The sequence below is a fragment of the Polaribacter sp. 11A2H genome (assembly GCF_011379025.1).
Classification (GTDB): Bacteria; Bacteroidota; Bacteroidia; order Flavobacteriales; family Flavobacteriaceae; genus Polaribacter.
Genome location: NZ_WTLD01000018.1, coordinates 27,836 through 43,338, shown reverse-complemented (window position 1 = coordinate 43,338; position 15,503 = coordinate 27,836). Strand labels below are relative to the sequence as shown.

Annotated in this window: 12 protein-coding genes; 10 read left to right on the top strand and 2 right to left on the bottom strand. The window is 31.4% G+C overall.

The genetic code is table 11. From position 1 onward, the window contains the following. The first annotated feature begins 233 nt into the window (after nucleotides 1-233). Nucleotides 234-596 carry a hypothetical protein gene (locus GQS58_RS16055; RefSeq protein WP_166387772.1) on the top strand — a complete coding sequence of 121 codons (363 nt, stop codon included), beginning with the start codon at nucleotides 234-236 and terminating at the stop codon, nucleotides 594-596. Between the two features lie 124 nt (nucleotides 597-720). Beyond that, nucleotides 721-2,079 (top strand): sigma-54-dependent transcriptional regulator, encoded by a 1,359-nt coding sequence (locus GQS58_RS16050; RefSeq protein ID WP_166387770.1) that lies wholly within the window; start codon nucleotides 721-723, stop codon nucleotides 2,077-2,079. Here the strand turns inward: GQS58_RS16050 and GQS58_RS16045 are convergent. Both GQS58_RS16045 and GQS58_RS16040 read right to left on the bottom strand, forming a co-directional pair. After that, complete coding sequence (locus GQS58_RS16045) at nucleotides 2,072-4,501, bottom strand: ATP-binding protein (protein WP_166387768.1); 2,430 nt, start codon at nucleotides 4,499-4,501, stop codon at nucleotides 2,072-2,074. The two genes, GQS58_RS16050 and GQS58_RS16045, sit on opposite strands and share 8 nt — an antisense overlap. A 61-nt stretch (nucleotides 4,502-4,562) precedes the next feature. Continuing rightward, nucleotides 4,563-5,780, bottom strand: coding sequence for a DUF5103 domain-containing protein (locus GQS58_RS16040; protein WP_166387766.1), 1,218 nt, complete (start codon nucleotides 5,778-5,780; stop codon nucleotides 4,563-4,565). A gap of 204 nt (nucleotides 5,781-5,984) precedes the next feature. Here GQS58_RS16040 and GQS58_RS16035 point away from each other — a divergent pair, with 204 nt between their 5' ends. The 8 genes from GQS58_RS16035 (at nucleotide 5,985) to GQS58_RS16000 (ending at nucleotide 15,469) form a co-directional block, all read left to right on the top strand. After that, nucleotides 5,985-7,334 carry a Na(+)-translocating NADH-quinone reductase subunit A gene (locus GQS58_RS16035; RefSeq protein WP_166387764.1) on the top strand — a complete coding sequence of 450 codons (1,350 nt, stop codon included), beginning with the start codon at nucleotides 5,985-5,987 and terminating at the stop codon, nucleotides 7,332-7,334. 4 nt (nucleotides 7,335-7,338) lie between these two features. After that, nucleotides 7,339-8,538 (top strand): NADH:ubiquinone reductase (Na(+)-transporting) subunit B, encoded by a 1,200-nt coding sequence (locus GQS58_RS16030; RefSeq protein ID WP_166387762.1) that lies wholly within the window; start codon nucleotides 7,339-7,341, stop codon nucleotides 8,536-8,538. Nucleotides 8,539-8,540: 2 nt separating this feature from the next. After that, nucleotides 8,541-9,287, top strand: a complete 747-nt coding sequence (locus tag GQS58_RS16025) for a Na(+)-translocating NADH-quinone reductase subunit C (protein ID WP_166387759.1) — start codon at nucleotides 8,541-8,543, stop codon at nucleotides 9,285-9,287. 3 nt (nucleotides 9,288-9,290) lie between these two features. Further along, on the top strand, nucleotides 9,291-9,938 hold the full coding sequence (locus GQS58_RS16020) for an NADH:ubiquinone reductase (Na(+)-transporting) subunit D (protein ID WP_166387757.1): 648 nt from the start codon (nucleotides 9,291-9,293) through the stop codon (nucleotides 9,936-9,938). Between the two features lie 79 nt (nucleotides 9,939-10,017). Then, nucleotides 10,018-10,743, top strand: a complete 726-nt coding sequence (gene nqrE / locus GQS58_RS16015) for an NADH:ubiquinone reductase (Na(+)-transporting) subunit E (protein WP_166387755.1) — start codon at nucleotides 10,018-10,020, stop codon at nucleotides 10,741-10,743. Between the two features lie 2 nt (nucleotides 10,744-10,745). After that, on the top strand, nucleotides 10,746-12,056 hold the full coding sequence (nqrF, locus tag GQS58_RS16010) for an NADH:ubiquinone reductase (Na(+)-transporting) subunit F (RefSeq protein WP_166387753.1): 1,311 nt from the start codon (nucleotides 10,746-10,748) through the stop codon (nucleotides 12,054-12,056). 240 nt (nucleotides 12,057-12,296) lie between these two features. After that, complete coding sequence (locus tag GQS58_RS16005; RefSeq protein ID WP_166387751.1) at nucleotides 12,297-14,021, top strand: OmpA family protein; 1,725 nt, start codon at nucleotides 12,297-12,299, stop codon at nucleotides 14,019-14,021. Between the two features lie 92 nt (nucleotides 14,022-14,113). After that, on the top strand, nucleotides 14,114-15,469 hold the full coding sequence (locus tag GQS58_RS16000) for a hypothetical protein (protein WP_166387749.1): 1,356 nt from the start codon (nucleotides 14,114-14,116) through the stop codon (nucleotides 15,467-15,469). Nucleotides 15,470-15,503 lie beyond the last annotated feature (34 nt).

Here is a 15,503-nt window from a genome sequence, read left to right as displayed (position 1 = left end):
GATTTTGGAACAGCTACAGCTATTAAGGCATACGTAAACGGTAGTGAGCAATATAAGTTTGAACTTACTTTAGACGGGGCTGAAAGTGTAGTTTATGCAGATAAAGAAGGTAATTGGTTAAAAGAAACCGATGTTATAGTAGTAGAATAAGGGTGTAGTATTACAGTGATTACAGATCTAAGGATCTTTAATTTAAAAGTATTCAATCATAAAAAATATAAAAGCATACAATCATGAGAAAATTAATTTTAACAGTAACCGTAGCACTTTTAACAAGTGGAGTATCAGTATTTGCAGCAGACAATATCCAAACGAACAATGTAGACGAAATTGTTGTAGTAGTAACGAATGATGATTTTAAAGAAATAAGTGTAAAAGAATTGCCAGAAGCGGTTTCTAATTCAGTTTCAAGAGATTTTTCTACAGCTACAGTAGTTAAAGCATATTTAAATGGTAGTGAGCAGTATAAAATTGAACTTACTGCAGATGGAACTCAAGGTATTGTTTATTTAGATAAAGAAGGAAACTGGTTAAAAGGTACAGACATTATATCACCAAGTGAAGAAGGGGACGTTAGTGAAGAAAAAGAGGAGTAGTTAGAAGACTTAAGGATCTTTAACCTCAATTTTTCAAAGAGAAAGACATTTTTTAATTAAAATGTCTTTTTTTTTTACCACAATCAATTTATCTTGATATTTTTGTAAGAAATGTATAAGCTTTATGAAGGAGATTTTATTAGTTGAAGATGATGTAGCATTTTCAGAAATGTTGAAGCAGTTTCTTAAGCGACATAAGTATGTTGTGGAGGTTAGTTATAATATAAAAAATGCTTTGCAGCAGTTAGAAAAGAAAAACTACGATTTAGTTTTTACAGATTTGCGCCTTCCTGATGGTGATGGAATTACCTTGTTAAAGCAAATAAAACTTAGTAAACATGCTACTCCCGTAGTTTTAATGACTAGCTACGCAGAGGTTTCTACCGCTGTACAAGCAATGAAACAAGGGGCTTTTGATTATATATCGAAACCTTTTAACCCAAGTGAAGTTTTAGAGGTTATTAGCAATGCTTTAGAGGAAAAGGCAAGTGATGTTGCTGATGATCAAGAAAAAAAGCAAAAAGAAGCACAGCAAGAAAAAGAAAATAGTAAAACCGATACCGGCTTTGTTAAAGGTATAAGTAGTTCATCAAAAGTACTTGATGAATATATTTGTCTAGTTGCTCCTATTAATATGTCTGTGCTTATCACAGGAGAAAGTGGTACGGGAAAAGAAGTGGTTGCAAAAACAATTCACTTACAAAGCCCTAGGCATAACAAACCTTTTATAGCCGTAGATTGTGGTGCAATACCTAGAGAAATAGCTTCGAGCGAGTTTTTCGGACATAAAAAAGGTTCTTTTACGGGGGCTAATGAAGATAAAATTGGGCATTTTGAATCTGCAAATGGAGGCACTCTTTTTTTAGATGAGGTAGGTAACTTAACCTATGAAAATCAAATACAACTCTTACGTGCTTTGCAAGAAAGAAGAATTAAACCAGTAGGAAGTAGTAAAGAAATTAATGTTGATATTCGTTTAATTACGGCAACAAATGAAGATTTGCTTTTGGCAGTTGAAAAAGGCGATTTTAGAGAAGATTTGTACCACCGTTTAAATGAGTTTTCTATTAAAGTACCTAATTTAAAAGATAGAAAAGACGACTTAATCTTATATGCAGATTTCTTTTTAAACAAAGCAAACCAACAGTTGAGTAAATCTGTAATTGGTTTTTCTAAAAAAGTATTAACTATTTTTCAGAATTATCAGTGGCCAGGTAACTTAAGAGAACTGTCTAATGTAATTAAAAGAGCTACTTTATTAACAAAATCAGAAATTATTGATGTAGATGTTTTACCTAGTGAATTAACTAAAGTAAAAGCAAATACTGTTTCATCAAATAAATTTTCTACAAAAGAAAACGAAAAGGTGCTGATTATAAGTGCGCTAGAAGAAGCAGGAAATAATAAAACACAAGCGGCAAAATTATTAAATGTTACTAGAAAAACACTTTATAACAAAATGAAAGAGTACGACCTTAATTAAGGTACTCTTTTAAAGTTGTTATAAAAATATTTAACTGGTTCTCAAAATCAATAAAATCATCTTTATTAATAGCTGTCGTAGTTTCAAATACTTCTAAATAAGGAATTACGGCCTTTACTTCTAATTGTTTAAACATACTAAGCATTTTATGACTTATTTCATTTAAAGTCTTAATATCAGTGTCTTCTTTTGCCTTTTTTAGTGTTAAAAGATTCTTTTTAGTGTCTTCTAAAAAAATATGTAAAGTGTTTTTTATAGCAGCAATATCATTGCCTAAAAAAGATTGTAAAGATTCTATACTAAAACCTGTAGTTGCTTTTTCTGTACTTTCTACAACTTTGGTTTTAAGTGGTATGTTACTCGACTTAAAAAAACGATGTAAAACATCTTGAAGCTGGTTGGAGTTAAAAGGTTTTATCAATACTTCTGCAAAGCCAATTTTTAAATATTCTTCTCTAGAAATATTTGCACGCCCAGTCATGGCAATAATCGGTTGATTTTTATAAAGTTTATGATTTTTAAGGATTTCCATAAAATGGATACCATTCATTTTTGGAAGTTGAATGTCTGTTATTACAAAATTATACGAAATTTCATCAATAGCATTAATGGCATTTTGTGCGTTTTCAAAAGTGTATACTTCAATATTAAATTGTTTTAAAAAATCATTTAAAAGTAAGCGAACAGAGGCATCGTCTTCTACAACAACAGCTGTTAAGTTAAAATTGGTAGTAGTCTTTTTAGTTTCTTCAATCTTTACAATAGGTTTGTCAGATAATTTTACGGGTATTTTTAAAGTAAAAGTACTTCCTATATTTAGTTTGCTGTCTAAGGTTAGCTTTCCGCCTAAAAGTTCTGCTAGTTTTTTAGAGATGGTTAAGCCCAAACCAAAACCTTTTAGATTATTGTCGCTTGCATTTTCTGCCTGACTAAAAGCTTTAAAAATAGATGCTTTTTGGTCTTTACTAATCCCGATTCCGGTATCTGTTATTAAAATTTCTAAGGTGGTTTTTTGGTGCTGTTGCGTTATAGAACTTTCAATAGTAATGGTGCCTTCGTTTGTGAATTTACAGGCATTTACAATTAAATTGTATAAAATTTGTTTAATTCTAAACGGATCACTAATAATAAGACTGTTAATAGAATTGTCTTGTTTAACCACAAACCGTACTGGTTTATCTTGAATGATATTTTTTGAATTTAGAATAATTTCATTGATATAACTTTCTAGGTTGAAAGGAATAGATTCTATAGCAATATGACCATTTTCTAATTTAGAGAACTCTAAAAGATCATCTACCAATTGCCCCATGTATGTAGATGCGCTTCTTATATGGTCTAAATAATTTTTGTCTTTTGTGTTCTCTGTAGATTTTTGAAGTAGTTCACTAAACCCAGAAATAGTACTTAGCGGAGTTCTTAAATCATGGCTAACCATAGAGATTAACTGTTCTCTACTTTTTAAAAGTGATTGTGTTGTGCTGTTTGCTTTTTCTAATTGTAAACGGTAACGCTGGGTTTTCCAGAAATCGCTTAGAATAATAATAGAAAAAATAATAATGATGATAAAACTAATTCCGGCAGCAAATAAAATAATTTTTCTACTCTGGTTTAATGTTTCTTCTCGTTGTTTGTCCATATTACTAGTATAGAAAAGAATGTCTTTTTCTAGATTCTCTAACAATTCTTGTAATTTTCTAGAAATGGTTAAATCATTATTTATAAGTTCATTTTGTTTTTTTCTAAGAAAAAAACGCTGGTTGTTACTTTTATTTTGAGCCTCTTTTAGCATTTTTCTAGAAATAGAAACTAAAGAGTCTATTTGTTTTTGTTCAATATTATTAATAGAATCTTTTGGGACGTATTGGTTTAAGGCTAGTGCAAAATTTTCTAATTTAGAACTTGTTCCATTATCAAAATACAACGGATTTTTAATAAAATCGTTTATTGTAATTTTTAAAAGCAGCGAATCTATAGAACCTAATTTATTGATCGCTTCGTTTATAGATTTATTAGAATCATAGTTGGTATTTAAATCTTTTAAATCGATAATATTTTTTAGTTTTTTATCAATTATTAATTTAATACTATCTAAAATAAATTCTTGAGAATTGTTAGCAACAATAAGGCTCAGTGAGTCTATTTTTGATACTAATTTTTTGTTTTCTTCTAGGTATTCATTAAATTGTGTTGGAGAATTTAACTGTAATGCGGCTCTGGCGATACTTTCGTTTTTGTATATGTGAGCTATTAAAGTACCCGTTCTAACAATTACGTTTCTGTCTGAGATATCTTGTTTTTGTAATTGTGTAAATGTTTTTAGTTCAGAAAGCACTAAATAACCAGCAACAGTAGCTAAAAGCCCCAGAATGATGTAGCCTATTATAACTTTAAAAGTAATATTCTTTTTTAATGATTTCATAAAGTAAGTGTGTAATATTTTTTAAAGCAAGCTAATTTTATAAAAAAAAACAATATTTTGTTTACCTATTCTGATTGAAATAACCGTTTCCAATACCAATTACACGTTCATAAAAACTACCAAAAGGTTTGTAATATACAATTACAGTGTATTCGTTTTCAGTTTCATAAAATGTACCAAGTATGTCATTTGTATTTACATTTCCATCGGCATTTAAGGTTGCAAAAGTGTAATTGTAAAAACCTTGTTTTAAAAGCATATTTGCAGCATAGTATTTTTCCTTAGAATTATATTCCATTCTATTTTCTTCCGTAATATTAAAATCATTAAAAGCACCGTAAACATAAAGATCTTTATTAGCAATAGGTTCATCAGCCAAAACAGAAAAGTGCATCATTGCATAATCTGCTTCCGTTCTAGAATCATCTGCTTCTATAGTTCTAACCACAAATTGTCCGTTAATATCTGGGTTGTATTTGTATTCGTTAAATTCATTATAGGTGTAAGGATATAAGTAATGATTAAAAACATCTTCCTTAATTACTTTAACCACATTTAAACTACTATTTCTAATAATTTTATTGTCGAAATTTAGATATTCGTTTCCTCCCCAAAAATTAGTTTTGTTGGTATACGTATATAATAATTGATTTGGTTTAAAAAATGTAGGTTGAATGTCTGTTATTTTTTCGTTCCAATTATTGTTTTTTAAGATAACAACATTTATTTCTTGATTAGGGTTATTTATTTTTATGTTTGGATGCGTAATCGAAAACTGAACTGTTTGTTGTGTGTTTAATGTTTTTGTATTTCTACTTCTTTCTACAGATACTCCAACGGTAGTAGCGTTTTCGTACAAAACAAAACGTCTTGTAAAGATAAGCTCGTCATAACTATTTAAAATTGATACAAGGTAATTTCCACTTTTTGTAATTACCGTATTTACATTTGGTATTTCTACAGAATAATGAGAGTAGCTTTGTAGGGTGTTAAATGAGTTTGTTACTTCTATAATGGTATTTTGATTAAATCCATTTATATATTGACTAGAAGACAATCTACTAGGTTGCCAATCATGCGTCATGTGTTCTATTTTGTATTGATAATCTTTGCTATCTGCATCTAAATCATCAAAAGAAAGTTCTAGTACAGTACCAAGAGGAACAATGGCAGAAAAGTTGTTTTCTTGCAATGTTCTTAACTGAATAGATTTTATGTTTTGCGAAAAAGAGTTTAGGCAAAACAAGATTGAAACAGTGATTAGAAGCTTTTTATACATATTACAAAAATAGTGTTCATTTATTTTAATTATCAATATTTAAGCCAAAATTTATGACATAACCGTTCTCATTTATTTCAATTATTTAGATTAGATATAAATAAGAATATTTAACTAAGATAAAAGTTAAAATATTTCACTCATACATAGCAAAAAGCCTAAATTTGCTTGATTTTTTAAGATAACTAACAATTCCAATTTACTATGTCAAAAGACATTCGTATTAAAAAAGGCTTAGATATTAAGCTTATTGGCGGTGCAGAAAAAACGACTAAAGAGGTTTCTTTAAGTAGTGTTTATGCAGTTTTGCCAGAAGACTTTCACGGAATTACACCCAAACTTGTTGCCAAAGAAGGAGCAGAAGTAAAAGCAGGAGAAGTACTTTTTTATTCAAAAAGTGACGAACGCATTTTATTTCCAAGTCCTGTTTCTGGTAAAGTAGTAGAGGTTATACGTGGAGCAAGAAGAAAAGTATTAGCAGTTAAGATCTCTGCAGACTCAACACAAGAATATAAAGATTTCGGTACTAAAGATGCAGCTAAAATGTCTGCAGAAGAAGTTAAGAATCATTTATTTGCTTCTGGTTGTTGGCCATTTGTAAAACAACGTCCTTATGATGTAGTTGCAAATCCAAACCAAGCACCTAAAGCTATTTTTGTTTCTGCGTATGCAAGTGCACCTTTAGCAGCCGATTTAGACTTTACTTTAGCTGGTAAAGAAGCCGAATTGCAAGCAGCAATTACCGCGGTTTCTAAACTTACTAACGGTAAAGTACATGTTTCTGTAGGAGCCAATTCTAACTCACCTTTAGCTAATATTAAAGGAATAGAGTTGCATAAGGTTTCTGGCCCGCATCCTTCTGGGAATGTGAGTACTCAAATTGCAAGCATAGATCCTATTAATAAGGGAGAAGTTGTTTGGGTAATTACACCACAAGACTTAATTGTTATTGGTGAATTGCTTTTAACAGGTAAGTATAATGCAACTAGAACAGTAGCTTTAACAGGTTCTAAATTTAGCAAACCACAATATGTAACTGCAATTGCAGGAGCCTCTATTGCAGATGTTACGGCTAACAATTTAGTAAATGATAATACACGAATTATTAGTGGAAACGTACTTTCTGGAAAGCAAGTAAAAGAAACTGAATTTTTAGGGTATTATGATAATCAAGTTACTGCAATTCCTGAAGGAGATGATTATGAATTATTTGGTTGGAATAAGCCAGTTTTTAATAAGATATCTGCCTCTAGAGCGTTAACTTTTTCTTGGTTAACACCAAAGAAAAAATACGATTTAAATACAAATACAAACGGAGAGCATAGAGCATTTGTTGTAACAGGTTCTTACGAGAATGTTTTTCCTTTAGATATTTATCCAATGCAATTGTTAAAAGCATGTATGTATAAAGATTTAGATGAAATGGAAGCTTTAGGAGGTTACGAAGTAGCTCCAGAAGATTTTGCACTAACAGAATTTATTTGTGTATCTAAACAACCTCATCAGAAAATAATACGTGAAGGTTTAGATTTAATGAGAGAAGAATTAGGATAAGATTATGGGCTTAAAACAAAATTTACATAATTTAAAAGAGAAATATAAAGGAACTAAAATGGCTCCTGCGTTTAACGCAATCCATACCTTTTTATATTTACCAAATGATGTTACTCACGGAGGAACTCATATAAAAGCAGCAGACGATTTAAAGCGTACCATGAACACGGTAATTATGGCTTTAGTTCCTTGTTTGATTTTTGGAATGTTTAATGCAGGTTATCAACACTATGCAGCAATAGATGGTTCTTTAAGAGCAGATGTATTAGCTAACTTTTTTACGTTAGATAATCTTTGGATAGGAATCATTAAAGTATTACCACTAGTAATCGTTTCTTACGGAATTGGTCTTGGAGTAGAATTTATTTTTGCGATCATTAAAGGTCATGAAGTAGAAGAAGGATACTTAGTAACAGGTATGTTAGTGCCATTAATTGTACCAGTTGATACACCGTTATGGATGTTGGCTGTTGCCGTTGTTTTTGGTGTAGTAATAGGTAAAGAAGTTTTTGGTGGTACAGGAATGAACATCTTAAACCCAGCTTTAACCATTAGAGCTTTCTTGTTTTTCGCATATCCTACATGGATGTCTGGAGATAAAGTTTGGGTACACGATGCTGTAAATAGAGCCGGAACTGCAGATGCAATTTCTGGTGAAACTATTTTAGGTAGTTACGCTCAAAATAGTGAAGTAATTTATTCTAACTTTGATAAGTTCATGGGGTTCATTCCTGGTTCTGTTGGAGAAACATCTACATTATTAATCCTTTTAGGAGCCGCTTTCTTAATCTTTACTAAGATTGGAAGTTGGAGAATTATTCTTTCTACATTTATAGGAGCAGCCGTTATGGGATTAATCTTTAATCAAATTGTAGCAGCAGATATTATTACAGAATCTAGTTCTTTTTACGGATTAATGAATACGGTTTGGTGGGAACATTTAATGATTGGTGGTTTAGCATTTGGAGCTGTTTATATGGCTACAGATCCTGTAACAGCATCACAAACAAACAAAGGGAAATGGATTTACGGTTTCTTAATTGGTTTTATGTCAATTATGATTCGTGTATTTAACCCAGCGTACCCAGAAGGAGTATTTTTAGCAATCTTATTAATGAATGTTTTTGCTCCAACAATAGATCACTATGTGGTACAAGGAAATGTAAAGAAAAGATTAAAACGTGCTAAAGTTAAAACTGCCTAATTATGAGTAAGAGAACAGATAGTAATTCATATACAATGATTTTTGCCGTAGCAATGGTATTAGTTGTTGGTACTATGTTGGCTTTTACGGCTTCGTCTTTAAGACCAACCATAACAGCGAATCAACGTATAGAAAAACAGCAAAATATCTTATACGCTATGGGCGTAAATGATAATGATGAAACAAGTGCAAACTTTGTTTCTACAGATATTGCTCAAGAGGAATTTGAAAAATACATTAAAAAACAATTAGTTATTCAAGGTGATAAAGTTACTGAAGATGACAAAGCGTTTTTAATTGATATTAAAAAAGAACAAACAAGCGCAAAAGAAGGAAACGAACGTCGCTTACCATTGTTTATTGGTGAGAAAGATGGTGAGACTTTTTATATTGCACCAATTAGAGGAAAAGGACTTTGGGATGCTATTTGGGCTTATATTTCTATAGATAAGGACATGGTTATACAAGGTGCTTATTTTGATCATAAAGGAGAAACAGCTGGTTTAGGTGCAAACATAAAACAACGTTTTTTTATGGATGATTTTATTGGAGAACACTTATTATCTAGCAATGGAAACTTTAAAGGAGTTGATGTAGCAAAAGGTAATAACGATCCATTAAATGAAGACAAAACGGATAATGAAGTAGATGCCATCGCTGGAGCAACAATTACAGGTAACGGAGTGTCTGCAATGATTAAAGATGAGTTAAAGCTTTACATTCCTTATTTTAAAACTTTAAAAAAATAATTTATGGGACTTTTATCAAAAAAAGACGCAGCATTAATTACAGATCCTTTATTAGATGACAACCCTATTACGATACAAGTATTAGGTATTTGTTCTGCTTTAGCTATTACAGCAGAATTAAAAGCATCTTTAATTATGGCGTTTTCAGTAATGGCAGTATTAGCTGTAGGAAACGTAGTTATTTCATTGATGCGTAACATTATACCATCTAAAATTAGAATTATTGTACAACTAGTTGTAGTTGCTGCTTTAGTAATTGTGGTAGATTTAGTTTTAAAAGCTTTTGCTTATGAACTAAGTAAAACACTTTCTGTTTTTGTTGGTTTAATTATTACAAACTGTATTATTATGGGACGTTTTGAAGCTTTTGCTTTAGCAAACGGACCATGGAGATCTTTCTTAGATGGAATTGGTAATGCAGCAGGTTATGGTTTAATTTTAGTGATTGTAGGTTTCTTTAGAGAATTATTAGGTTCTGGTACTTTATTAGGATTTAAAGTTTTAGGAGATCCTATTACTAAAACAGGTTTGTATGCATTTGGGTACGAAAATAATGGATTTATGATTATGCCTCCAATGGCATTAATTGTAGTTGGTATTATTATTTGGATACAGCGTAGTAAAAACACATCATTAATAGAAGAAAATTAAAATGAGTTTGCAGTAAGCAGTTACAGTTTGCAGTAAAATGCTCACTAAATACTGATACTAAAAACTGAAAACTAAAAATATGGAACATATAGAATTATTTTTCAAATCGATATTTATAGATAACATGGTATTTTCAGTATTCTTAGGAATGTGTTCTTACCTTGCCGTATCTAAAAAAGTAACTACTGCCGTTGGTTTAGGAGCTGCTGTAATTTTTGTATTAGCAGTAACTGTACCTTTAAACTGGTTATTAGATCAATATATCTTACAACCAGGCGCATTAAAATGGTTAGGTGCAGAGTATGCAGAATACGACTTAAGTTTCTTATCATTCATCATGTTTATTGCAACAATTGCAACCATGGTACAATTGGTAGAGATTATTGTTGAAAAATTCTCACCTTCATTATACAACTCACTAGGTATTTTCTTACCATTAATTGCAGTAAACTGTGCTATTTTAGGTGGAAGTTTATTTATGCAATCTCGTGAAATTCCTACCTTAGGTTTAGCATTAACTTACGGAGTTGGTTCTGGAATTGGATGGTTTTTAGCTATTGTAGCAATTGCTGCAATTCGTGAAAAAATTAGATACTCTAACGTTCCACCTGCATTAAGAGGTTTAGGAATTACGTTTATCATTACAGGATTAATGGCTATTGGATTTATGAGCTTTGGAGGAATGTTAACTGGTGGTGGTGATGAAGAAGAAAAACCAGCTACGGAAGCTAGTATTAAGAAAGAAGAAGTAAAACCGGCAACGAAAGAAATTGTAGCTGAAAACACAAATACAAACCAAGAGTAGATATGATATTAGCAGCAGGTACAACAGGAACCATAATTGCAACAGTAGCAGCTTTTTTAGTATTAACACTGGTATTGGTCGCGTTATTATTATTTGTAAAACAAAAACTATCGCCATCTGGTCCAGTAACAATTACTATTAATGGTGAGCGTAAAATAGAAGTTGGTTCAGGAAGTTCTCTTCTATCAACTTTAGGAAACGAAAAGATATTTTTACCATCTGCATGTGGAGGTGGTGGAACTTGTATTCAATGTGAGTGTCACGTAAATTCTGGTGGAGGTGAAGCTTTGCCAACAGAAATACCTAACTTTACTCGTAAAGAATTAAAAGAAGGAATTCGTTTAGCTTGCCAGGTAAAAGTAAAACAAGACATGGATATTTCTATTCCAGAAGAAATCTTCGGAATTAAGAAATTTGATGCAGTTGTTGTAAGAAATTACAATGTAGCTACTTTTATTAAGGAATTTGTTGTTGAAATACCAGAAGATATGGGGTATAAAGCAGGTGGATATATTCAAATTGAAATTCCAGCTTGTGAAGTAAACTATGCAGATATGGATATTACAGCGCATCCAGAAGAGCATGATACACCAGATAAGTTTGAAGGTGAGTGGGATAAATTTAACTTACGTCCATTAGTAATGAAGAATACAGAAACTGTAGAAAGAGCATATTCTATGGCTTCTTACCCTGCAGAGGGAAGAGAAATTATGTTAAATGTACGTATTGCAACACCTCCTTTTGATAGAGTGAAAGGTGGCTGGATGGATGTAAATCCTGGTATTGCTTCTTCATATATTTTCAACCTTAAAAAAGGTGATAAATGTGTTATTTCTGGACCTTATGGAGAATTCTTTATTAATGAGTCTGAAGCAGAAATGTTATATGTAGGTGGTGGAGCAGGTATGGCACCAATGCGTTCTCACTTATATCATTTATTCAGAACCTTAAAAACGGGTAGAAAAGTAACATATTGGTACGGAGGTCGTTCTAAAGCAGAATTATTTTATATCGAACACTTTAGAGCATTGGAAAAAGATTTTCCAAACTTTAAATTCTATATTGCTTTATCAGACCCTACAGAGGCAGATAACTGGACAAAGAAAACAGACATTCATGATGAAGCTGGAGATGGTTTTGTTGGGTTTATTCACAACTGTGTAATTGATAATTATTTATCTAAGCATGACTCACCAGAAGATTTAGAATTGTATTTCTGTGGACCACCATTAATGAACAATGCTGTTCAGAAAATGGGTGAAGATTTTGGTCTTGCAGACGAGAATATTCGTTTTGATGATTTTGGAGGATAGACTTCAATTAATTATAATATTACAAACCGATTCAGAAATGAATCGGTTTTTTTGTGGAGTTAACTTTCTAAAATATACAGGTATTCCTCTATATAACCTCATCATTACCATTTATAGATTGAAAACGTCAGTTTATAAAATCACCCTTTAATAAATTAAGATTTAATAGAATATTTGTTCAGTATTAATCAGATAAAAAGCAATTAAGAGGAAATGCTTTTTTGTAAAACAAACTCTATTATGAAAAATTTATTTAAACTATTACTAACGCTATTTGTACTTACAAATACATTCTCATCATTGGCACAACAAGAGCCTTTAGATAATAATTATTTTCAATTAAGTCCCAGAGTAGGATACGATTTTCCGACCTACAATAATAATACTCCTTATATCGATTATAAAGGTGGTTTAGATTTAGGAATTTCCTTAGACTATTATTGGACATGGTTTGGGATAGGTGCAGATTTTGATTACATTAAAAACAAGCCAGAAAGTACATATCCAATAATAGCAAGTACTTTACCAACAGCTTTATCCGAAGCCAAAATTACACGTATATTTTATGGAATTGGTCCCAATGCACAAATAAGAAGTAATTCTGGTAGATTTAAAACTGAATTTAATACCCGTTTTGGATTAGCATCTATAAAAGGTGGTAGAACACTTTTAACAGGTCCAACAGCAGCAAACATATTAAATTTTCATGCTGGTTATAATGCATCAAGTGTATTTACATTTAAAGGTCAAGTTCGTTTTACTTATTTCTTATCTGAAAATTTTGGAATTAATGCTGGTGCCTATTATATGCGACACTTTGGTGTTACAGAGTTAAATGAAGCAGGGAGTTCTGCAAGTTACCAACCTTTTACAGAAGATGCTGGGGAGTTTTATCTTGATCAAGGAAATCCAGAGGTAAGAAGTGAACCGTGTGATTGCGATATTTCTTCAGTTGGTTTATTTGCAGGTGTTACGTTTAAATTCAGTAAAAAAGAGAACTCATGTCCGGTTTGTGGAGAAGACCATGTTCCACATTGCTGTGCAACTTGTGGGTGTAGTGTAACTGTAACAGCTAAAGATAAATTTACAAAACAAGTTTTACCAAATACAGATATTGTGTTAACAGATTTAAACGGCAATATTGTAAAAAGTGCGACTACTAATACTTACGGCGTTGTGGTATTTACAGATGTACCAGAAGATAATTATGTAATTAAAGGAAAATTGTATAATGTTTCTTTAGATGAAGGCACAATTACCAAGGCAGAATTTAAAAACTGTAAAAAGGAAAGTGCTGGTATACAAAAAGTGATTGTATATGCTGATGAAAATTTTATCTTAAAGGGAAATGTAGTTGAATGTAATTCTACAACCGGAATACAAGGTGTAGATATCATCTTAAAAGATAAAATAAATGCAGGTCAAAAAAACACTTTATCAAATGCAGAAGGAGATTTTATTTTCCATTTAAAACAAGCATCAACTTTTGGTTTAAACGGAAGAAAAGATGGGTATTTTTCTAATGAAGTAGAAGTTTCTACAAATTCTTATAATAGAGATAATACTCTTTTTATAGATTTTGAAATGTGTATTGATCCTTGTGGTGTGGCTATAAAATTAGACAATATCAATTTCGATTTAGATAAAGCAATTATTCTACCAGCTGCAAAACCAGATTTAGATTATGTGGTAAAATTAATGCAAGACAACCCAAGTATAACTGTAGAAATGTCATCGCACACAGATAGTCAAGGAGGAGATGATTATAATCAAAGTTTATCTCAAAGAAGAGCAGATGCTACCGTAAATTATATTGCTGGTAAAGGTATTTCAAGAAGTAGATTAATTTCTCGAGGTGCAGGAGAAAGTGAATTAAAGAATACCAAATGTGCTAATAATGTACCATGTACAGATGATGAACATAGAATAAACCGTAGAACAGAATTTAAAGTAGTTTGCTTTTAATAAAATTATTTTAGTTTGATTTATTAATAATTAGTACCCAAGTCAAGGCAGTAAAAGGCTGTCTTGACTTACATTTTAAAAACCTAGAAAATATGAAAACGAGATATAAAAATAGAAGAGTTAAAACTTTTCAAAATTCAATTAAATTATTAAGCCTTTTTGCATTAATTAATCTTATTGGTTGTAGTGATGATGATGGTTGTGCTTATGATTCTAATACTAGTTTGTGTACTTTTTCAAAAACGAATACAAAACTTTCAGGTTGGTCAGTTGCAACCTGTTACGCAGGTACAGCAAGTAATCCTATTGGCGTAATTTATGATACAAGTCTAAATTCATCTGCAGTGCCAGGTGATGATTGGGGAGCTATTTTAGGTCCAGTTTTTCCTATTTCTCCAAAAGCTATCCATCCACCGAGCTGGACAGCAGCAAATATTGGACAAGTTTTTGGAATTGCTATTGATGACAGTGAAAATATTTTTTTAGCAACTTCAGGAATTTATAATCAATCATCAGGATATAATTATGATAATGGTGTTAAATCAGCAACTATTTATAAAAGTAGTTCTCCTAGTTGGAGTGCAACTCCTTTTATTAGTCTACCAACATCAACAGGAAATTTTAATGATATTGGTAATATTGCTTATGATAAAAGAAACAATCAATTATTTGCAACAAATTTAGAGAATGGTATCATATATAGAATTACGGGTTTAAATGGCTCTTTAGGCACAGTGGTTGACGTATACGATCCATGGTCTCAAGATCCATTACCTTCTGCACCTGGTATTGTAAGTCAAGATGAACAAGTATGGGGTATTGGCGTAAACTATGAAGGAGGAAACACAAAGGTTTATTTTCCAAGAGTAACAAGTGCTGGGGCAAGAGAAATTTATTCAATTACATTAAATAATGATGGTAGTTTTCCTGTAACAGCTTCAGAAGTTGTAGAAATAAGTGCTGTTCCAGGAACTCAAAATGTAATTTCAGATTTTGCTTTTTCTAGTGATACTAACGAAATGTTACTTTCTGAAAGAGGAAACCCTCATGCTTCAAAAGTTTTTAGTTATTCTAGAACGTCTGCATGGAACTTTAATAAGCAATATTTTGTTGGAGCAAACGCAGGAGCAGATGGTGAAAATTCTGCAGGTGGAGTAGACTTTGCTTATAAAGAACTAAATGGAGATATTAGTGCTGATTGTGATAATTTCTTTTGGGCTTCAGGGAATTATATGGATGCTAGTAATATTTCGGGTAAAGTCTATGGGCTAGAGGGTATTTCATATTCAGGAAATAATTCTTCTACTGCCGTAAGTCCAACTGCAAATAAAGACACAGATTTATTTATAGATTTAAATGGAAGCTATTCAACTGGAGATAAATTAGGAATAGGGGATGTAGAAGTTTTTGATGCAAACTCTTGTTTTATAGATATCTGTAGTCAATAACTAAAATAAATAATTTATTTTGGATTGATTATTC

Coding starts and splice junctions, on each gene's coding strand:
- GQS58_RS16055 (WP_166387772.1), top strand. CDS start 234: ATGAGAAAATTAATTTTAACAGTAACCGTAGCACTTTTAACAAGTGGA.
- GQS58_RS16050 (WP_166387770.1), top strand. CDS start 721: ATGAAGGAGATTTTATTAGTTGAAGATGATGTAGCATTTTCAGAAATG.
- GQS58_RS16045 (WP_166387768.1), bottom strand. CDS start 4,501: ATGAAATCATTAAAAAAGAATATTACTTTTAAAGTTATAATAGGCTAC.
- GQS58_RS16040 (WP_166387766.1), bottom strand. CDS start 5,780: ATGTATAAAAAGCTTCTAATCACTGTTTCAATCTTGTTTTGCCTAAAC.
- GQS58_RS16035 (WP_166387764.1), top strand. CDS start 5,985: ATGTCAAAAGACATTCGTATTAAAAAAGGCTTAGATATTAAGCTTATT.
- GQS58_RS16030 (WP_166387762.1), top strand. CDS start 7,339: ATGGGCTTAAAACAAAATTTACATAATTTAAAAGAGAAATATAAAGGA.
- GQS58_RS16025 (WP_166387759.1), top strand. CDS start 8,541: ATGAGTAAGAGAACAGATAGTAATTCATATACAATGATTTTTGCCGTA.
- GQS58_RS16020 (WP_166387757.1), top strand. CDS start 9,291: ATGGGACTTTTATCAAAAAAAGACGCAGCATTAATTACAGATCCTTTA.
- nqrE (WP_166387755.1), top strand. CDS start 10,018: ATGGAACATATAGAATTATTTTTCAAATCGATATTTATAGATAACATG.
- nqrF (WP_166387753.1), top strand. CDS start 10,746: ATGATATTAGCAGCAGGTACAACAGGAACCATAATTGCAACAGTAGCA.
- GQS58_RS16005 (WP_166387751.1), top strand. CDS start 12,297: ATGAAAAATTTATTTAAACTATTACTAACGCTATTTGTACTTACAAAT.
- GQS58_RS16000 (WP_166387749.1), top strand. CDS start 14,114: ATGAAAACGAGATATAAAAATAGAAGAGTTAAAACTTTTCAAAATTCA.